This is a genomic window from Streptomyces sp. NPDC111628 (assembly GCF_055635195.1).
Window position 1 is genome coordinate 509,418 of record NZ_JBVKBZ010000002.1, and the last position, 18,835, is coordinate 528,252.

At 72.5% G+C, this 18,835-nt stretch carries 15 protein-coding genes; 8 read left to right on the forward strand and 7 right to left on the reverse strand.

Annotated elements, in window-relative coordinates; translation table 11 throughout:
- Positions 1–24 precede the first annotated feature (24 nt).
- The gene (locus ACZ7MF_RS10105; protein WP_471475671.1) at positions 25–1,323 is read right to left on the reverse strand and encodes a CHAT domain-containing protein; all 1,299 of its coding nucleotides are present in this window, start codon (positions 1,321–1,323) and stop codon (positions 25–27) included.
- Between the two features lie 252 nt (positions 1,324–1,575).
- On the opposite strand from ACZ7MF_RS10105, the gene ACZ7MF_RS10110 reads away from it, so the two are divergent.
- Entirely contained in the window at positions 1,576–2,781 is a 1,206-nt protein-coding gene (locus ACZ7MF_RS10110; protein ID WP_471475672.1) for an oxygenase MpaB family protein, read from the forward strand.
- 24 nt (positions 2,782–2,805) lie between these two features.
- On the opposite strand, the gene ACZ7MF_RS10115 is transcribed toward ACZ7MF_RS10110, so the two are convergent.
- The 4 genes from ACZ7MF_RS10115 to ACZ7MF_RS10130 form a co-directional block, all read right to left on the reverse strand.
- On the reverse strand, positions 2,806–3,969 hold the full coding sequence (locus ACZ7MF_RS10115) for a TetR/AcrR family transcriptional regulator (protein ID WP_471475674.1): 1,164 nt from the start codon (positions 3,967–3,969) through the stop codon (positions 2,806–2,808).
- 75 nt (positions 3,970–4,044) lie between these two features.
- Positions 4,045–5,136, reverse strand: coding sequence for an NAD(P)-dependent alcohol dehydrogenase (locus ACZ7MF_RS10120; RefSeq protein WP_471475676.1), 1,092 nt, complete (start codon positions 5,134–5,136; stop codon positions 4,045–4,047).
- Positions 5,133–5,600 (reverse strand): DUF4334 domain-containing protein, encoded by a 468-nt coding sequence (locus ACZ7MF_RS10125; protein ID WP_471475678.1) that lies wholly within the window; start codon positions 5,598–5,600, stop codon positions 5,133–5,135. Before ACZ7MF_RS10125 ends, ACZ7MF_RS10120 begins: the two co-directional genes overlap by 4 nt.
- Before the next feature lie 22 nt (positions 5,601–5,622).
- Complete coding sequence (locus tag ACZ7MF_RS10130; RefSeq protein WP_471475679.1) at positions 5,623–6,294, reverse strand: TetR/AcrR family transcriptional regulator; 672 nt, start codon at positions 6,292–6,294, stop codon at positions 5,623–5,625.
- 246 nt (positions 6,295–6,540) lie between these two features.
- Between ACZ7MF_RS10130 and ACZ7MF_RS10135 the strand changes: the two genes are divergently transcribed.
- From ACZ7MF_RS10135 to ACZ7MF_RS10160, 6 genes are all read left to right on the forward strand, one after another.
- On the forward strand, positions 6,541–7,713 hold the full coding sequence (locus ACZ7MF_RS10135) for a CaiB/BaiF CoA transferase family protein (RefSeq protein ID WP_471475680.1): 1,173 nt from the start codon (positions 6,541–6,543) through the stop codon (positions 7,711–7,713).
- Entirely contained in the window at positions 7,713–8,738 is a 1,026-nt protein-coding gene (locus tag ACZ7MF_RS10140) for an LLM class F420-dependent oxidoreductase (protein WP_471475681.1), read from the forward strand. The genes ACZ7MF_RS10135 and ACZ7MF_RS10140 overlap by 1 nt, the downstream gene beginning before the upstream one ends.
- Positions 8,735–9,883, forward strand: coding sequence for a long-chain specific acyl-CoA dehydrogenase (locus ACZ7MF_RS10145; protein WP_471475682.1), 1,149 nt, complete (start codon positions 8,735–8,737; stop codon positions 9,881–9,883). The genes ACZ7MF_RS10140 and ACZ7MF_RS10145 overlap by 4 nt, the downstream gene beginning before the upstream one ends.
- Before the next feature lie 73 nt (positions 9,884–9,956).
- Positions 9,957–11,174, forward strand: a complete 1,218-nt coding sequence (locus ACZ7MF_RS10150; protein WP_471475683.1) for an acetyl-CoA C-acetyltransferase — start codon at positions 9,957–9,959, stop codon at positions 11,172–11,174.
- 47 nt (positions 11,175–11,221) lie between these two features.
- On the forward strand, positions 11,222–13,405 hold the full coding sequence (locus ACZ7MF_RS10155; RefSeq protein ID WP_471475684.1) for a 3-hydroxyacyl-CoA dehydrogenase NAD-binding domain-containing protein: 2,184 nt from the start codon (positions 11,222–11,224) through the stop codon (positions 13,403–13,405).
- Positions 13,406–13,441: 36 nt separating this feature from the next.
- Positions 13,442–15,286 (forward strand): AMP-dependent synthetase/ligase, encoded by a 1,845-nt coding sequence (locus ACZ7MF_RS10160; RefSeq protein WP_471475685.1) that lies wholly within the window; start codon positions 13,442–13,444, stop codon positions 15,284–15,286.
- 85 nt (positions 15,287–15,371) lie between these two features.
- Here the strand turns inward: ACZ7MF_RS10160 and ACZ7MF_RS10165 are convergent, their stop codons facing one another.
- A complete protein-coding gene (locus ACZ7MF_RS10165; RefSeq protein WP_471475687.1) occupies positions 15,372–16,511 on the reverse strand; it encodes an acyl-CoA dehydrogenase family protein in 1,140 nt (379 codons plus the stop codon).
- A 73-nt stretch (positions 16,512–16,584) separates the two neighbouring features.
- Between ACZ7MF_RS10165 and ACZ7MF_RS10170 the strand changes: the two genes are divergently transcribed.
- A complete protein-coding gene (locus tag ACZ7MF_RS10170; protein WP_159325902.1) occupies positions 16,585–17,181 on the forward strand; it encodes a TetR/AcrR family transcriptional regulator in 597 nt (198 codons plus the stop codon).
- A 23-nt stretch (positions 17,182–17,204) separates the two neighbouring features.
- On the opposite strand, the gene ACZ7MF_RS10175 is transcribed toward ACZ7MF_RS10170, so the two are convergent.
- A complete protein-coding gene (locus tag ACZ7MF_RS10175) occupies positions 17,205–18,710 on the reverse strand; it encodes an aldehyde dehydrogenase family protein (protein ID WP_471475688.1) in 1,506 nt (501 codons plus the stop codon).
- Positions 18,711–18,835 lie beyond the last annotated feature (125 nt).

Genomic DNA, 18,835 nt, shown 5'->3' on the forward strand with positions numbered 1-18,835 from the left:
CTCTTGTGGTGTGCAGCGGGCGGGTCAGGGGCCGATGTGGGTGAACGCCGCCCACCTGCTGGGGTGTTCGGGGGTGTCGTTCCTCAGCCTGATCACGGCCTCCGTGACGGCGGCCGCGGAGGACTGCGGGCGGAACCGTCCGCCGCGCGTCAGTGAACCGAAGACGTCACCGGTGAGTGCGGTCGCCGTGTCGGCGTCGATCGACCACAGGGCCGCCACCACGTGCCGGAAGCCCGAGTAGTGCAGCGCGGCCCCGACGGTGATGGCCTCGTCGCTCAGCGAGAGGCCGCCGGCAGCCGTCATACAGGCTGAGAGGAAGGCGAAGTCGCCATTGTAGGAGCGGGCACCGAGTTCCTTGATGCTCAGGACTCCGTCGGTGAGGAGGAGTCCGCCCGTGGACGGGGCGAGCGGATCCTGTCGGCCGTGGCAACTGAAGTGAGCCCAGCGGTGCTTGGGCAGTTGGCCGAGGACGGCCTCCCGAGTGGCGTCCGGGCCCTCCAGCACGGTCAGCCGGTCGGGCCCGAACATGCCCTCGAGCAGCCGGAGTTCCTCGCCGACCTGAGGGAGGGGAGACATTCCGTCCGCCTCCTGGACGGCGACCACCAGCAGCTTGTCGGTCTCCGCCGGCTCCGGTTCTGGCGAATGGGCCGCCCTCGCCAGCGCCCGGAGGGTCGGGACGCAGGAGGAGACGGCGCGGTCGAGGACCGTGTGTCCGCTTCTGTCGTGGTACCCGGCAGCGTGGAGCGGGAGGAAGGACAGCAACCCGGTCGGACACCACCAGATTCTGTGTCGGGCCTCGGCGCCCGCCGTTGCGGGAGAGCCGATCGCGCGAAGGACCGGCTCGGCGACGGTGTCCCAGAGCCAGGCGAGCTGGGGCAGAAGGGTCCGGTCCAACTCGGCCTGGGACTCGGCCATCTCGAGCTTCGCCGCATGGTGGGCCTGGTAGGTGGCGGGAACCTTGCGCAGCCGGGCCCGCTCCTGGGTGTGGTGCACCTGCTGAGCGGCCAGGTCCGTTCGGCGGAGTGCCGTCAGGTGCTGTTCGGCGCGCTCGGCGATCTCCGTGGCGGACAGACCGGGCAGCGGCACGGCCGTCACCCCGGAGGCCGTCACCAGGAGTGCGTGGCACTCCCTTGCCACGTTGATCAGCACGGCGGTGCCGTCGCCGACCGCCGAGGCGAGATCCTGTGCGCGCGGTGGTGCCAGGAAGGAGGCGAACCGCGGTCCCAACCGTCGCACCCGGGCTACCAGTTCGTCCCACTCATGGGCCAGAGCGACCCGGCGGTCTGTTGCGCCCGCCACGTACGGATCCGTCCCCCGTGACATGCTCAGAATTTAGCAGGGAGACGCTGCGCGCGGGCCCCTGCTGCCGATCGGGCCGCGCCCGTCGAACCGCCCCCATGCGTGTGACGCGGTCCCGACGAACCCTCCGTCACGCCCATTGCTCCCGCCCTCCCGCCTCGCTATGTTAATGAGAAATCACATCACTCGGCAGGACTTGAAGTGTGGTGGTCACTCAACTGACGTGCAGAAACGACTCAGTTAGCCGTCTGACCCTCAGGGAAGCGGGTTAAGTCAATGGAGAATCTCAGTAGGCGAGGAGTCCTGTCGCTCGGTGTCGCACTCGGGCTCGTGGGCGTGGCGGACGGCGCGAAGGCGTGGGCGTGGCCGTCGGCGGACTCGGTGGCCGGCGCCGGCGCGGGCGCCGATCCGGAGTATGTGTGGGACAGCGCGACGGATCCCCTGATGGCCGCGCTGCTCGAGAACGGCAGCGTTCCGTCGGTCAACACCGCGATGGCCGGGTGGGTGAACAACGCCGACCCGCTGCCCGGCGGTTTCCCGGCCGAGCTCACGGCGCATCTGCGGCAGGTCAACCGGCTGCCGTCCTGGGCCGACCGGACCAAGCTGGCCCGCGCGGCCGACTTCAACCGGCGCCGGGACACGTACCTGTTCATGCTGTACGGCCTCGGCAGCGGCATCATGAGCACCGTCATCCCGCGCGAGGCCAGGAGCGTCTACTGGTCGGCCGGCGGCGCCGACATGCAGGACCGGGCCGCGAAGACGTTCACGTTCGGCTACGACCTGTCCCAGCTGAAGGCGTTCGAGCCGACGGGGCAGTTCGTCGTCACCGCCAACAAGACCCGGCTGGTGCACGCCGCGGTCCGGCACCTGCTGCCGCGGTCGCCGCACTGGACGTCCGGCGCGGACCAGGACATTCCGATCAGCGCCGCCGACATCCTGGTCACCTTCCACAGCCTGGGCACCTACGTACGCAGCAAGCTGATCGAGTGGAAGGTCCCGTTCCCGGCCGAGGACCAGGAGGCGTTCCTGCACTCCTGGCAGGTCGCCCTCCACCTGCTGGGGGTGCCGGACGAGTACATCCCCAAGACCTGGGCGGCCGCGGAGGCGCAGTCCGCGCAGGTGCTGACCCCGATCCTCGCCCCGACCACCGAGGGCATCAAGCTCGCCGAGGAACTGCTCGGGCTGACCGCGCAGATCGACCTCGGCGTCACCCGCGGATTCCTGAACGAGTTCGTGCGCTACGTCCTCAGCGACGAGGTCGGCGACTGGCTGGGGCTGCGGCGCGACCCCGTGGCGGCGGCCCTGGTCCGCACCGCGTGGCCGGCGTACATCAAGTTCCGGGAGGGACTGTCGCCGATCATGCCCGGCACCTTCTACCTGGTCGACCAGTTCGTGCGCGCCCTGGCCATGCTGTTCCTCAACAAGGGTTCCTCCGGGAACACCACCCCGATCACCATCCCCACCGGGAACAGGCCGGGCTGACTCCTCGGTCCGCCCGGCGCGCGCTCACAGGCCCAGGGCCGCCACGACCAGCGCGGTCACGGCGTCACGGTGGCCGGGGCCGTCCCGCCAGCGCAGCCTGCGGCCGGCCTCGACCACCACCCCGAACCCCGCGTGCACCAGCACCCGGGCCTGACGCGGGTCGAGTTCCGGGCGGGCCAGCCGCAGCTGCTGCTCCCAGACGGCGATGTGCTCCCGCTGCGCGTGGACCAGGGGCCGCCGCAGTTCCGCGGGCAACCCGGCCAACTCGGCCTCCGCGACGCTGTTGAGCGCGGTGTACTCGAAGCTGTAGGCGACATAGGTGGCCGCCAGCGCGACCACGGCCTCGTGCGGGCCGGTCACCTCGCGCAGGTTCCGCTCCACTCCCTGGGCCAGCAGACCCGCCGCCTGGAGGCACGCCGCCGCCAGGATGTCGACCTTGCCGGGGTAGTGGCGGTACAGCGCCGACGGGGCCAGCCCCACCTCCCGTGCGATCTGGCCGTTGGTGACGTTGGCGAACCCGTCCCGCGCGAACAGCGGGACGGCGGCGGCGAGGATCTCCGCGCGCCGGGTCCGCGGCACCGGCTGGGCGGGCAGCTCGACCGGGCGGACGCCGTCGCCCACCGCGGCCGGGCCGGCGGCGGCCACGCGCAGCGCCGACGCCGACAGCAGGCTCTCCGCCCGGCGCGCGGCGATCGAGGTGCGGTGCATCGTGACGGAACCGATCGCACCCAGGGCGGCCACGGCCCGCAGCCGCTCGTCGGCCGGCGGGTACTCCCGCCGCACCGCCTCGTCGACCCGCCCGACGACTTGCCCGAACGTCGCCCGCAGGCGCCTGCGGTCCTCACGGTTGAGGTAGCGGGCCTCCCACCGGTAGACGCCCCCCGACGCCCGGTACGCGACCGTGACCCCGGCGACGGCGTCGAGCACGTCCGTCAGGGGCGCCCCGGGCGGCACCTCGTCGAGCGCGGCGACCAGGCCCTGGGCCATGACGTCGGCGCACTCGGCGAAGAGCGCGTACTTGTTCGGGAAGTGGCGGTACAGGGCCGCCGCGGTGATGCCGACGCCCGCGGCGATCTCCTCCATGGACGCCCGGTGGTAGCCGCGTTCGCTGAAGGCCCGGCCCGCCGCCTCGACGATGAGCTGCCTGCGGTTGCGGGGCCGGGCGGCCGTGGTCGGATCGACGGTCACGGCCGGAGGGGCGGAGACGGGGGCGGGACCATGCGGTTCAGTCAACCACACCTCTCCCGGGGCGCCCCGCCCCCTTCAGGCGAAGGTGAGGACCGGCTTCACCGCGCTTCCGTCGCGCATGGCGGCCACGGCGGCGCCGATCTCCTCGAAGGCGAACGTGGTGACCAACCGGTCCACCGGGAAGAGCCCGCGCCGGTGCAGGGCGATCAGCTCCGGGACGAAGCGGGCGGGGTCGGAGTCGCCCTCCATCACCCCGTGGAGGCGGACCCCCTTGGTCATCAGGCGCATCAGGTCGAACGTCACCTCGCCGCCGAGGCCGAGGAGGGCGAGCGCACCGCGCGGACGCAGTGCCGCGACGGCCCGGTCGAGCATCTCGGGCCGGCCCGTGGTGTCCACGACGTGGTGCGCCCCGCCGTCGGTGAGCTCCCGCACCGCCGCGACGAGAGCGTCGTCCGGCGGCAGGGCGGCCCGGGCGCCGAGTGCGAGGGCCAGGTCCCGCCGGGAGGCGACCGGGTCGACGGCCACCACCGGATCGCAGCCCACGGCCACCGCGGCCATCAGCGCGCTCAGCCCCACCCCGCCGGCCCCGAGCACCACGAGCGAGCTGCCCGGCTCGGGGCACAGCCGGTTGAGCACCGTCCCCGCCCCGGTCTGGCCTCCGCAGCCCAGGGGTGCGGCGAGCGCGGGCGGCAGATCGGCGGGCACCTTGACCACTCCGCGCTCGTGCACCACGGCGTACGTGGCGAAGCTGGACTGTCCGAAGAACCCGCCGTGCAGCGGGGCGCCGTCCAGGCGGAGCGGGGTGCTGCCGTCCCCGCGCCCGCCGGAGAGGTTGAGGTCCCGCGCCGTGTCGCAGTACGCCGGATGCCCCGCGCCGCACTGCCCGCACACGCCGCAGCTGGCGAAGGTGAGGCAGACGGTGTCCCCCGGCACGACACCGGTCACCTCCGCGCCCACCGCCTCGACCCGGCCGGCGCCCTCGTGGCCGAAGACCATGGGGGTCAGCCGCCGGGGCCAGCCGGCCTGGATTCCCAGGTCCGTGTGGCACACCCCGGCCGCGGTCATCCTGACCAGCATCTCGCGCGGACGCGGGTCCTCCAGCTCCACCTCCCGGACGGTGAACGGGGCGCCCGGCTCCCGGACGACCGCGGCACGGGCACGCCTCACGCGCGCTCCAGGAAGAAGTAGTAGTAAGGGCCCTCGGCGGGCACGCCCTTGGCGTTCATGATGCCCATGAGGGTGGTGTCGTCCACCCGCTTGAAGTGGTCGAGGACCGGGCGGCCGTCATAGACCATCGTGGCCGTGGACTCGCCGCGGAACTCCACCGTCCACAGGCTGGCCTCGCCCTTGCCCAGCTCCAGGTTGGAGTACAGCTCGCCCGCCGTGTCCCGGCACATCAGCGGCTTGGCGTCGTGCACCGAGGTGAAGGTCTTGCCGTACCAGCCCGCCTTCGCCAGCTCGCCGTTGAGCGGGTGGCCGGTGTCGAACTCGCCGCCCTTCCACTCGCCGAGGATCTCCTCGGGCCGGACGGTCTCCAGTACGGCCCACACCTCGTCCAGCGCGGCCGCCTCCACCCGGCCCTTCGTGTCGCGGAGCGCCTGGAAGCGGGAACGGGCCTGAAGCTGGTCCATGAGGGGCGTCCTCTCGTCGATGTCATCGGGAGCTGTACGGTGCCGGGTCCTGGAGGGCGTGGGAGGGCGCCGGGTGCCCCACGGTGCCGAGGCTCAGCAGGACGTGGCGTTCGGCGACCTGTTCCGCGGTGAGGGGCCCGTCGGGGCGGAACCAGTTGGCGACGCCCTGGCACATGATCAGGACCGCGCGGACGGCGTCGGCGGGGATCGGAGTGGTGAACACGCCCTCGGCGCGGCCGGCTTCGACCGTGTCGAGCAGCATGTGCTGGAGGTAGTCGCGCAGGGCCACGTAACGCGCCCGGTTGGTCGGCTCCAGGCTGCGTATCTCGGTGTCCAGGAACGCCAGCGACCTCCGGTGGGCCATGTAGAGCACGATCGACTCGACCATGCCGCAGAACCGCGCCAGGGGAGCGGGTCCCGCCTCCGCGGCCGCCGCCCGGCAACGGTCCAGGACGTCCTTGATGGACGTCTCCAGCAGGGTGGCCAGCAGCGCCTGCTTGTTCTCGTAGTGGTAGTACAGCGCGGGCACGGTGACGCCGACCCGGCCGGCGATGTTGCGGACCGAAGTGCCGTGGTAGCCGTGTTCGTTGAAGGCCTCCATGGCGTGCACCAGGATCGGGTGCAGGTCCGGCGGTCCGTAGGAACGCCAGTGCCGCGCCGTGGCCTTGCTGTCCTGGCTCTGCTCGGTGCTCACCAACGTCTCCTCGGAATCGGTGCCTTCCTCGGGAGCTTAGCGATCGATAAGCGATCGCGGGAGAGGAGTGGCGGATCCACGGGGGCAAGTGTGCGACTTCGCCCCCTCCGACCGTCAAGTACCGCGGAAACTCTTGCCGTTCAGGGCGTTGACCGATCGACAGGACGCTTCTACGTTCTTAGCGAACGCTCAGTACGGTCCCGGTCGCGCGGCGGCGAGTCCCCCCGCGCCCCGAGAGAGGAACCCATGAGCCACCACCCCCCTGATCCCCCCACCCGGGCCTGCGCCGGTCCGCTGGACGGCGTGCGCGTTCTCGAGCTGGCCGGTATCGGTCCCGGCCCGTTCGCCGCCATGCTGCTCGGCGACCTGGGCGCCGACGTGGTGCGCGTCGACCGCCCCACCCCCGGCCCGCTCGCCGGTGACCCCGCCCACGACGTGACCAACCGCAACAAGCGCTCGGTCCTGGTCGACCTCAAGGCCCCCGGCGGACCGGAGACCGTACGGGCCCTGGCCGCACGCGCGGACATCCTGGTGGAGGGATACCGCCCGGGGGTCGCGGAGCGGCTCGGGGTCGGCCCCGAGGAGTGCATGGCCGCCAACCCCGCCCTGGTGTACGGCCGGATGACGGGCTGGGGCCAGCGGGGCCCGCTCGCGCCCCGGGCCGGACACGACATCGGCTACATCGCCACGGCAGGCGCCCTCTCCATGATCGGGACACCGGACGGACCGCCCGCCGTCCCCGCCAACCTGCTCGGCGACTACGCGGGCGGCTCGCTCTACCTGACCACCGGCGTCCTGGCCGCGCTGCTCACCGCCCGTGCCACCGGCCGCGGCCAGGTCGTGGACGCCGCGATCGTCGACGGCACGGCCCACCTCACCGCGCTCTTCTGGGGCATGCTCGCCGCGGGGACCTGGCGCGAGGCCCGCGGGAGCAACCTCCTCGACGGAGGCTGCCCGTACTACCGCGCGTACGAGACCGGCGACGGCGGCTGGATGGCGGTCGGCGCCCTGGAACCGCGCTTCTACACCACCTTCGTCACCCTGCTGGGCCTGACCGGGGACGACCTGCCGGACCGCTCGGACCCGCGCAACTGGCCCGAGCTCCAAGCCCTGTTCACCGCCCGCTTCAAGACCGCCTCCCGCGAGGAGTGGACGACCGTCTTCGAGGGCACCGACGCCTGCGTCGCCCCCGTCCTCTCCCTGCGCGAGGCGGCGGACCACCCGCACCTGACCGGCCGCGGCACCTACACCGAGGCACACGGCGTCACCCAGCCCGCACCCGCGCCCCGCTTCTCCGCCACCCCCGGCACCCTGCGCCTGCCGCCCGCCGTCCCCGGCGCGCACACCGCCGACGTGGCCCGTGACTGGGACCTGCCCCACCTGGCCCACCTGCCCGAGCCGCCTAAGGACCGCCGCTGATGGAACTGTCCTCACCCCTGACGTACACGGGCGACCCGCGGACGGCCGTGGACCGGGCCGCCGCTCTGGAGTCCGCCGGACTCGACGCCGTCTGGGTGGCCGAGGCCTACGGCTTAGACTCCCCGACGATCATGGGATACCTGGCCGCCAGGACCGAGCGCATGCGCATCGGTTCGGCCATCCTGAACGTCTACTCGCGCAGCCCCGCCCTGATCGCCCAGACCGCCGCCGGACTCGACGCCCTCACCGGCGGCCGGGCCCTCCTCGGCATCGGCGCCTCCGGGCCCCAGGTCGTCGAGGGCTGGCACGGCCGCCGCTACGACCGCCCGCTGGGCCGCACCCGCGAGGTCATCGAGCTGTCGCGGCGGATCTGGCGGCGCGAGGTGATCGAGCACCACGGCATCACCGACCTGCCCCTGCCGCCCGAGAAGGGCGGCACCCTCGGCAAACCCCTCAAGCTGCTCACCCACCCGGTGCGCGACACCATCCCCGTCCACGTCGCCGCGCTCGGCCCGGCCAACGTCCGGATGACCGCCGAACTGGCCGACGGCTGGCTGCCGTTCCTCTACGCCCCCGAGCACGCCGCCAAGGTGTGGGGCCCGGCCCTGGCAGAGGGCGCCGCGAAGCGCGACCCCGCGCTGGGACCGCTGGCGGTCGTCGCGGGCGGACTGCTCGCCATCGACGACGACGCCGACGCGGTCCGCGACCTGATGCGCCCCACCGTCGCCCTGTACGTCGGCGGCATGGGCGCCCCGGGCCGCAACTTCTACCACGACCTGATCTGCTCCTACGGCTACGAGGCCGCCGCGGCCGCGGTCCAGGAGCACTACCTCGCGGGCCGCAAGAAGGAGGCGGAGGCCGCCGTCCCCGCCGAACTGCTGGAGCAGATCTGCCTGGCCGGTCCCGAGGGCCACGTCCGCGAACGTGTCGAGGCGTTCCGCGAGTCGGGCGTGACGATGCTCAACGTCACGCCCGTCGGAGCGGAGCCCGCCCGGCTGATCGAGCGAGTGAGGGGTTGGCTGTGACCTTCCGACGAGACCTGTACGGCCCCGATCACGAGGCCTTCCGCGACACCGTGCGCGCCTTCCTCGCCAAGGAGGTGGCCCCGCACCACGAACGCTGGGAACGCAACGGCGTCGTCGACCGCGAGGTCTGGTACTCGGCGGGCCGCCAGGGCCTGCTGGGACCGGCCGTCGACGAGGAGTACGGCGGTGGTGGCAGCGACGACTTCCGCTACAGCGCCGTCCTCATCGAGGAGTTCGCCCGCGCCGGAGCCTCCGGACTGGCCCTGAGCCTGCACAACGACATCGTCGGCCCGTACCTCACCCGGCTCGCCACCGAGGAACAGAAGCGGCGCTGGCTGCCCGGCTTCGTCTCCGGCGACATCGTCACCGCCATCGCCATGACCGAACCCGGCGCCGGTTCCGACCTCCAGGGCATCCGCACCACGGCCACCGACCGCGGCGACCACTACCTGCTCAACGGCTCGAAGACCTTCATCTCCAACGGCATCCTCGCCGACCTCGTCGTCGTGGTCGCCCGGACCACGCCCGAGGGCGGCAGCGCCGGGCAGAGCCTGCTCGTCGTCGAACGCGGCGCGGCCGGCTTCGAACGCGGCCGCAACCTCGCGAAGATCGGCCAGAAGGCCCAGGACACCGCCGAGTTGTTCTTCAACGACGTACGCGTTCCCAAGGAGAACCTGCTCGGCGAGGAGAACCGCGCCTTCACCTATCTGATGGGCAACCTCGCCCAGGAGCGGCTCGCCATCGCGGTCGGCGCCGCCGCGGCGGCCGAGGAGATCCTCGACATCACCACGCGCTACGTGAAGGAGCGCGAGGCCTTCGGCCGGCCGCTGGCCAGGCTCCAGCACGTCCGCTTCGAGATCGCCGAGATGGCCACCGAGGCGGCGGTCACCCGCACCTTCGTGGACCGCTGCGTCACCGAGCACGTCGCGGGCCGGCTCGACCCGGTACACGCCTCGATGGCGAAGTGGTGGGCCACCGAACTCCAGAAGCGGGTCGTCGACCGCTGCCTGCAACTGCACGGCGGCTACGGCTACATGAGCGAGTACCGGGTGGCGCGGGCGTTCCTCGACGGGCGCATCCAGACCATCTACGGCGGCACCACCGAGATCATGAAGGAGATCATCGGCCGCTCCCTCCTTGGTTGAGCCGCCGTCCGTCCCCACCGTTGCCCGTCCCGCGGCCGCGGGCTGTCACACACCCACTGGGAGGACCCCCGAGGTGAGCACCGAAGCGTACGTGTACGACGCGATCCGCACTCCGCGTGGACGCGGCAAGGCGAACGGCGCCCTGCACGGCACGAAGCCGATCGACCTGGTCGTCGGCCTCATCCATGAGATCCGTGCCCGTTTCCCCGGCCTGGACCCGGCTGCCGTGGACGACATCGTGCTGGGTGTCGTCGGTCCGGTCGGTGACCAGGGCTCGGACATCGCCCGTGTCGCGGCGATCGCGGCCGGGTTGCCGGACACGGTGGCGGGGGTGCAGGAGAACCGCTTCTGCGCGTCGGGTCTTGAGGCGGTCAACATGGCCGCGATGAAGGTGCGCTCCGGTTGGGAGGACCTGGTCCTCGCGGGCGGCGTCGAGTCCATGTCCCGCGTTCCGATGGGCAGCGACGGCAGCGCCTGGGCGCTGGACCCGCGCACCAACCACGACACCGGCTTCGTCCCGCAGGGCATCGGCGCCGACCTGATCGCGACCATCGAGGGCTTCTCGCGCCGCGACGTGGACGAGTACGCGGCCCGGTCCCAGGAGCGGGCCGCCGTCGCCTGGAAGGACGGGCGCTTCGACCGTTCGGTCGTCCCCGTCGTGGACCGGCGGAGCGGGCTGACGGTCCTGGACCGGGACGAGCACATGCGGCCCGGCACCACCGCCGAGAGCCTGGCCGGGCTCAAGCCGTCGTTCGCGCTCCCCGGCGAGCTGGGCGGGTTCGACGCGGTGGCGCTGCAGAAGTACCACTGGGTGGAGAAGATCGACCACGTCCACCACGCGGGCAACTCCTCCGGCATCGTCGACGGCGCCTCCCTGGTCGCCATCGGTTCCAAGGAGGTCGGTGACCGTTACGGCCTCGTCCCGCGGGCCCGGATCGTCTCCGCCGCCGTCTCGGGCGCCGACCCGACCATCATGCTGACCGGCCCCGCTCCCGCCTCCCGCAAGGCCCTCGCCAAGGCCGGTCTGACGATCGAGGACATCGACCTGGTCGAGATCAACGAGGCGTTCGCGGCGGTGGTCCTGCGCTTCGTGAAGGACATGGGCCTGTCGTTGGACAGGGTCAACGTCAACGGCGGCGCGATCGCGCTCGGCCATCCGCTCGGCGCGACCGGCGCGATGATCCTCGGCACCCTCGTCGACGAACTCGAGCGCCAGGACAAGCGCTACGGCCTCGCCACCCTGTGCGTGGGCGGCGGCATGGGCATCGCCACGATCGTCGAGCGCATCTGAACCCCGTGCGGCCGCCGCCGCCCGAGACCTCACTGGAGACCTCAGCCATGGACACCACCGCACGGCCCTCGACCATCCGCTGGGAGGAGTCCGAGGACCGCGTCGTCACCCTCGTCCTGGACGATCCGGGCCAGTCCGCCAACACCATGAACGCCGCATTCATCGACTCGCTCGACGCCGTCGCGCAGCGGCTCGTGGACCGCCGTGACGACATCCGCGGCGTCGTCGTCACCTCGGCCAAGAAGAGCTTCTTCGCGGGCGGCGACCTGCGCGACCTCATCTCCGTCACCCCGGCGACCGCACCGCAGTCCTTCGAGGCGGGCATGCGCGTCAAGCGCTCGCTGCGCGCCCTGGAGACCCTGGGCAGGCCCGTCGTCGCGGCGATCAACGGTGCGGCGCTCGGCGGCGGTTACGAGATCGCGCTGGCCTGCCACCACCGCGTGGTCCTCGACGCCCCGGCCGCCCGGGTGGGGCTCCCCGAAGTCACCCTGGGCCTGTTGCCGGGCGGTGGGGGAGTGACCCGCACCGTCCGGATGTTCGGCGTCGTGGACGCCCTGCGGACCGTACTCCTGGAAGGCACCCAGTACGGGCCCGCCGACGCCCTGGAAGCCGGACTGGTCGACGAAATCGCCGCTGACCGGGACGAACTCATAGCGAAGGCACGGGCGTTCGTGTACGCCCACCCGAAGTCCGCGCAACCTTGGGACGCCCCGGGCCACCGCATTCCCGGCGGCACGCCCTCGCACCCGAAGCTCGCGGCCCAGCTCTCCGCCCTTCCCGCGCTGCTCAGGAAGCGGACCGGCGGCGCCCCGAGCCCGGCCCCGCGCAACATCCTCGCCGCGGCCGTGGAGACGGCCCAGGTCGACCTGGACACGGCCTTCGTCGTGGAGGCCCGGTACCTGACGGAACTCGTCACCGGTCAGATCACCAAGAACATGATCCAGGCGTTCTTCTTCGATCTCCAGGCGGTCAACTCGGGCGCGAACCGTCCGCACGGCGTCGAGTCCCGGAAGGTCGGCAAGGTGGCGGTGCTGGGCGCGGGGATGATGGGCGCGGGCATCGCCTACTCGTGTGCGCGTGCGGGGATCGAGGTGGTTTTGAAGGACGTCTCCCTGGAGTCGGCGGTCAAGGGGAAGGCGTATGCGGAGAAGCTGTGTGCGAGGGCCGTGGCGAAGGGCCGTACGAGCCGGGAGAAGGCGGACGCGCTGCTCGCGCGGATCACGCCGACCGCCGAGGCGGCGGATCTGGCGGGGTGTGACGCGGTGATCGAGGCGGTGTTCGAGGACACGTCGCTCAAGCACAAGGTGTTCCAGGAGATCGAGCACGTCGTCGCCCCGGACGCGCTGCTGTGCTCGAACACCTCCACACTGCCCATCACCGCGCTGGCCGAGGGCGTCGAGCGGCAGGCCGACTTCATCGGGCTGCACTTCTTCTCGCCCGTGGACAGGATGCCGCTGGTGGAGATCATCAAGGGGGAGCGGACGGGGGAGGAGACGCTGGCGCGGGCCTTCGACCTGGTCCGGCAGATCAAGAAGACGCCGATCGTCGTCAACGACTCGCGGGGCTTCTTCACCTCCCGGGTCATCGGCCACTTCATCAACGAGGGCGTCGCCATGGTGGGGGAGGGCATCGAGCCCGCGTCCGTGGAGCAGGCGGCGGCCCAGGCTGGCTACCCGGCCAAGGTGCTGTCCCTGATGGACGAGCTGACCCTCACCCTGCCCCGCAAGATCCGCGAAGAGACGAAGCGGGCGGTGGAGGAAGCGGGCGGCACCTGGGCAGCGCATCCCGCCGAGGCGCTCATCGACCGCATGGTCGACGAGTTCGGCCGCCCGGGACGCTCCGGCGGCGCCGGGTTCTACGAGTACGGCGAGGACGGCAGGCGGGCCGGGCTGTGGCCGGGCCTGCGCGAGCATTTCACGAAGCCCGGGTACGAAATCCCGTTCGCCGACATGCAGGAGCGGATGCTCTTCGCGGAGGCGCTGGACACCGTCAAGCTCCTGGAGGAGGGCGTGCTGACCTCGGTGGCCGATGCCAACATCGGTTCGATCTTCGGCATCGGCTTCCCCGGCTGGACCGGCGGCGTCCTCCAGTACATCAACGGCTACGAGGGCGGCCTGCCGGGCTTCGTCGCCCGTGCCCGCGAGCTGACCGACCGCTACGGCGAGCGCTTCACCCCACCCGCCCTGCTGCTGCGCAAGGCGGAACACGGCGAGACCTTCACGGACTTCTGACTCCGGCGTTTCCAACCCACCCGCAAGGAGGCCCCGATGACTCCAGAGCCCCGCCCCGCCGGCGAACCACCCGGCGCCCCGGCCCGGCGCACCCTGCCCCGGCTGCTGGCCCGCAACGCCCGTGACTACCCGCGGCTCCCCGGTCTGTCCTGGCTGGCGCCGGAGGGAGACGGGAACGGCGACTGGACGACGCTCACCTGGGCGGAGATCCACGAGCACACCGAGCGCCTGGCCGCCGGTTACGCGGGACTCGGCGTCGGCCGCGGCGACCACGTGCTGCTGATGATGGCCAACCGGCCCGAGCACTGGCTGTCCGACCTGGCGCTGGTCCGCCTCGGCGCGATCCCGGTCAGCGTCTACGGCACCGCGGCCCCCGAGCAGGTCACCCACATCGCCCGCAACTGCCGGGCCCGCCTCGCCGTGGTGGAGGGTGCGGCACACGTGGAGGCGTGGGAGCCGTTGCTGACCGACGCCGATACGCCGCTGGAGCGGCTCGTGGTGGCCGAGCCCGGCGCCGAGGGCGGCAGCAGCCACGTCTCGTACGCCGCCCTCCTGCGGGAGCCGGCACCGGAGCGGTTCGCCAAGGAGTTGGACGCCGCTAGCCCCGACGACCCGCTGACCGTCGTCTACACCTCCGGCACCACGGGCGAGCCCAAGGGCGTCGTCCTGACCCACCGCCAGGTGCTGGCCAACGCCCTCGCGCTGGACGCGGTGGTGGAGCTGCCGCCGCACGTGGAGCACATCTGCTATCTGCCGTTCGCCCACATCGCGGAGCGGATGCTCGGCATCTACCTGCCCTGTCACCGGGCTTCGCACGTCTATCTCTGCGCCGATCCGGCCGCCGTGGGCACGGTCGTGCGCAAGGTGCGTCCCGCGCAGTTCTTCGGCGTGCCGCGGATCTGGGAGAAGCTGTGCGCCGGCGTGCGGGCCGTCCTCTCCCTGATGCCGGCCGAGCAGCGGGAGGTCATCGACGCCGCGTCCGGGGTGGCCCGCGAGCACGTCGGGTACCGCGAGCGGGGCGAGTCGCCGCCCGCCGAGCTGGAGGAACGCTACGCCCGCGCCCGCGAGGAGGTCCTGCTGCCGCTGCTCGCGGCGGGCGGCCTCGACCGGGTGACCTGGGCGGCGAGCGCGTCGGCGCCGATGCCGGTCGACGTGGTCGACTTCTGGGCCGGGTTCGGTGTCGTGATCATGGATGCCTGGGGGCTGACCGAGACCACCGGCGTGGCCACCACCAACAGCCCGCGGACCGGGTTCCGGATCGGCTCGGTGGGACGCCCCGTGGAGTCGGTGGAGGTCCGGCTCGCCGCGGACGGCGAGATCGAGGTGCGGGGCGAGTCCGTCTTCTCCGGCTACCTCCGGCCGGACGGATCGGTGCGCTCCGCCCTGGACGCCGAGGGCTGGCTGGCCACCGGCGACATCGGGCGGACGGACGACGACGGCTACCTCTGGCTCACCGACCGGAAGAAGGAGATGATCGTCACCTCGACCGGCAAGAACGTCTCTCCGGCCCTGGTGGAGAACGCGCTCAAGGAGCACCCGCTGATCGGTCAGGCCCTGGTCCACGGCGATCGGCGCTCCTACCTCGTCGCCCTGCTGGTGCTGGACGCGGAGGCCGCCCCGGCCTGGGCCGCGGCCCACGGCGTCGAGGCGGACGGCACGGTCGTCGGGCTGGTGGCGCATCCGGCCGTGCGGGCCGAGGTGGACCGGGCGGTGGCCGCCGCCAACTCCCGGCTCAGCCGTACCGAGCAGGTGAAGCGGTACGAGCTGCTGGCCGGGGAATGGGGTCCGGCGACCGGCGAGCTGACGCCCTCGCTGAAGATGCGGCGCCGGGTCATCCGGGACAAGTACGCCGAGGCGCTGGCCGGGCTGTACGGGGACTGAGCACGGACTCGGCAGCCGAACCGACGGCGCCGCCCGCCCCCTCCGGCCGGGGGGAGCGGGCGGCGCCGTCGGTTCGGCAACCGGCTCAGAGGCCGTACGTCTTGCCGATCACGTCCCGCTGGATCTCGCTGGTCCCGCCGTAGACCGTGGAGACGACCGCGGCCCGCAGGTGGCGCTCCATGTCGAACTCGGTCGTGTAGCCGTAGCCGCCCATCATCTGCATGCCCTCAAGGGCCGCCCGCTTGGCGACCTCCGTGGCCTTCAGCTTGGCCATCGACGCCTCCCGCGGGAACAGGCGGTCGGGCTCGGCGTCGCAGTCCAGGGCCACCTCGCGCACCAGCAGCCGGGTGCACTCGATCTCGGTGGCGAGGTCGGCCACCCGGTGCCGCAGCGCCTGGAAGGACCCGACGGGACGGCCGAACTGCTCGCGCTCGCGGACGTAGCCGAGCGCGTCGTCGAAGGCGCGGCGGGCCAGGCCCAGCATGGTCGAGGCCAGGAAGAGCCGCTCGTAGTTGAGTCCGGCCATCAACTGCCGCCAGCCGCCGTCGACCTGTCCCACCACGGCGTCGGCGGGCAGCCGGACGCCGGTGAGGAAGACGTCGTTGACCTCCCGGCCACCCATGGTCTCGATGCCCCGCACCTCCACGCCCGGGGTGTCGGCCGGCAGGTGGAACATGGTCAGTCCGCCGTGCTTGTCCTCGCCGGTGCGGGCCACCAGCAGGATGCTCCGTGCGCAGTGGGCGTTGGATATCCAGGTCTTCTGCCCGTCGATCAGCCACGTCCCGTCGGGCGTCCGCCGGGCCCGGCACCGCAGCGCGCCGACGTCCGAACCGGCCTCCGGTTCGGACATGGCGATGGACAGGACGTCGCCGCGCACGGCACCGGACAGCACCTCGTGCCGCTGCTTCTCGGTGCCGAACCGCTCGTAGGCCTTGGCGGCGATGACGGTGGTGATGAATCCGCCGGCCGGGACCATCCCGTAGGAGGTCTCCTCCAGGAAGAGGCAGGCGTCGGCGAGCCCGCCGCCGGCGCCTCCGTACTCCTCGGGCAGGCACACCCCGAGCCAGCCCAGTCCGGCGAGCCTGCCGTACAGCCCGGGGTGGTGCGCCCCGCGGCCTTCGCCCGTCAGCGCGTCGCGCTGCTGCCGGGTGCCGCACTCGCGCTTGGCGAAGTCTCTGACGGCCGCGACGAACGCGGACTGCTCTTCGGTGAGACGACTTCCCATCAGGTCCTCCAGAACTCGTGTGTCAAAGTGGTGGTGGTTGTTTCTCAATCGCCCGGGACGGAGGTGCCGCTTCGTGACCACGGCCGCGAAGACCGAGACGGAGGACCCGACGGCGCGACGCATCCTGGACGCGGCGCTGGAGCAGTTCACCGTCTTCGGCCTGCGCCGTTCCTCCATGGACGACGTCGCCAAACGGGCCGGCGTCTCCCGCGTCACCGTCTACCGGCGCTTCGGGACCAAGGACACGCTGGTCGAGCAGACCCTGCTGCGCGAGAACAGCCGGTTCTTCCAGCGACTGGACCAGGCGGTGGCCGCACTGCCGACCATGGAGGAACGGGTCGTCGAGGGGTTCGTGGTCGCCCTGCGCCACACCCGCGCCCACCCCCTCTTCGGAGGCCTGCTGCGGCTGGAGCCCGAGGTGGTGCTGCCGTACCTGACCGTGCACGGCGGGTCCTCGCTCGCCGCCACCGTCGACTACCTGACGGGCCACCTGCGCCGGGCGCAGCAGGCCGAGGGCCGGCCCGGCGACGATCCGCGGCCCGTCGCCGAACTGATGGTGCGGGTGGCCGTCTCCTTCCTGCTCAACCCCGCCAGCTGCATCGAGATGGACGACGAGGACCAGGCCCGCGCCTTCGCCCGTCGCTACCTGGCCCCCCTCCTCAACGCCTGAACGGCCGTGCACCGAACGGCGGTTCAGTGCCGCAGGTGCAGCGCCCGGGCCAGCCGCACCGCCCGCTCCCGGGCGGCGGGCGGCACCTCGAAGGAGGTCAGCCCGATCGGCGGGGCGAACCGCTGCACGGTCGTCGACTGCACCGCCGTGAACGCCCGCAGCCCCTCCGCGCCGTGGATCCGCCCGAACCCGGAGTCCCGCGAACCGCCGAACGGCAGCGCCGGCACGGCCGCGAAGCCCAGCACCGAGTTCACCGACACCGCCCCCGCACGCAGCCGCGCCGCGATCGCGGCCCCGGTGCGCCGGCTGCCGCAGAACACCGCGGCCCCCAGGGCGTACCGGGAGTCGTTGGCGCGGGCCACCGCCTCGTCCACGTCGGCCACCGAGTCGACAGTGACGACCGGGCCGAAGGTCTCCTCCGTCATCGCCGCCGAGTCGGTCGGCGCACCGGTCAGGACGACGGGCGCGACGTAGGGCGCCCGGACCGACTCGGGGCCGCCCAGCAGGGCCCGCGCGCCCGACGACACCGCCTCGGTCACCTGCCGCCGCACGGTCTCGAGCTGGCCCGGCAGGGTCATCGGACCGTAGTGCGCGTCCCCGTCGGAGCCCGGCCGCAGCTCAGCGGCGCGCCGCACCACCCGTTCACACAGCGCCTCGTGGATCTCGTGCACGGCGTAGACGCGCTCCACTCCCGCGCAGGTCTGCCCGGCGTTGCCGAACGCGCCCCACACGATCGCCTCGGCGGCGGCGTCCAGGTCCGCGTCCGCGGTGACGATCACGGCGTCCTTGCCGCCGCACTCGGCGAGGAACGGGGTCAGCGTCTCGGCGCAGACCGCCATCACCTCGCGCGCGGTCCCGGGCGACCCGGTGAACGCGAGCTTGTCGACCCCGGAGCGGGCCAGCGCCGCCCCGGTGGCCGCGGCGCCGGTGACGGTGGTGAGCAGCCCGGCGTGCGCGGGCACGGCCTCGTCGAAGAGTGCGGCGAGCAGGAGACCGGTGCCCGGGGTCAGTTCGGACGGTTTGAGGACCACCGCGTTCCCGGCTGCCAGGGCGTACCCGACGGAGCCCATCGGGGTGTAGCAGGGGTAGTTCCACGGGCCGATCACGCCGACCACCCCCAGCGGCCGGTGCACCAGCGAGGCCCGTTGGTGGACCGTGAACAGCCCGGTGCGCACCCGCCGCCGGCGCAGCACGCGGTCGGCGTTGCGCGCGGCCCACCCCAGGTGCTCCAGGGTGAGGACGACCTCCAGCTCGGCGTCACCGGCCGGTTTGCCGGTCTCCTCGGCGACGGTCCGGGCGACGGTGCCCAGCTCGCGGGCGAGCACCCGCTTCCAGCGCAGCAGTTGCTCCCGGCGCCGGGCCGCGGGCAGCGCGGCCCACCCCGCCTGCACCCGCCGGGCCCGCGCCACCGCCCGGGCGACCTCCTCGGGGCCGTCGACCGGATGCTCGGCGAGAGGTTCGCCGGTCGCCGGGGAGCGGGTCGTGAACGTCGTGGCACGGGGTGCGGCGTCCGGGGCGGTGTCGGTCATCGGTCCCCCAGCGAGTCGAAGATACAAAATCCATATACTTGTTTCACGGGGGCGTGAGGGCGTCAATGGGTTCGTCGATACTCGCCGGGGCCGCATCGCGGCCGACGAGAATCTGGACATCGTGC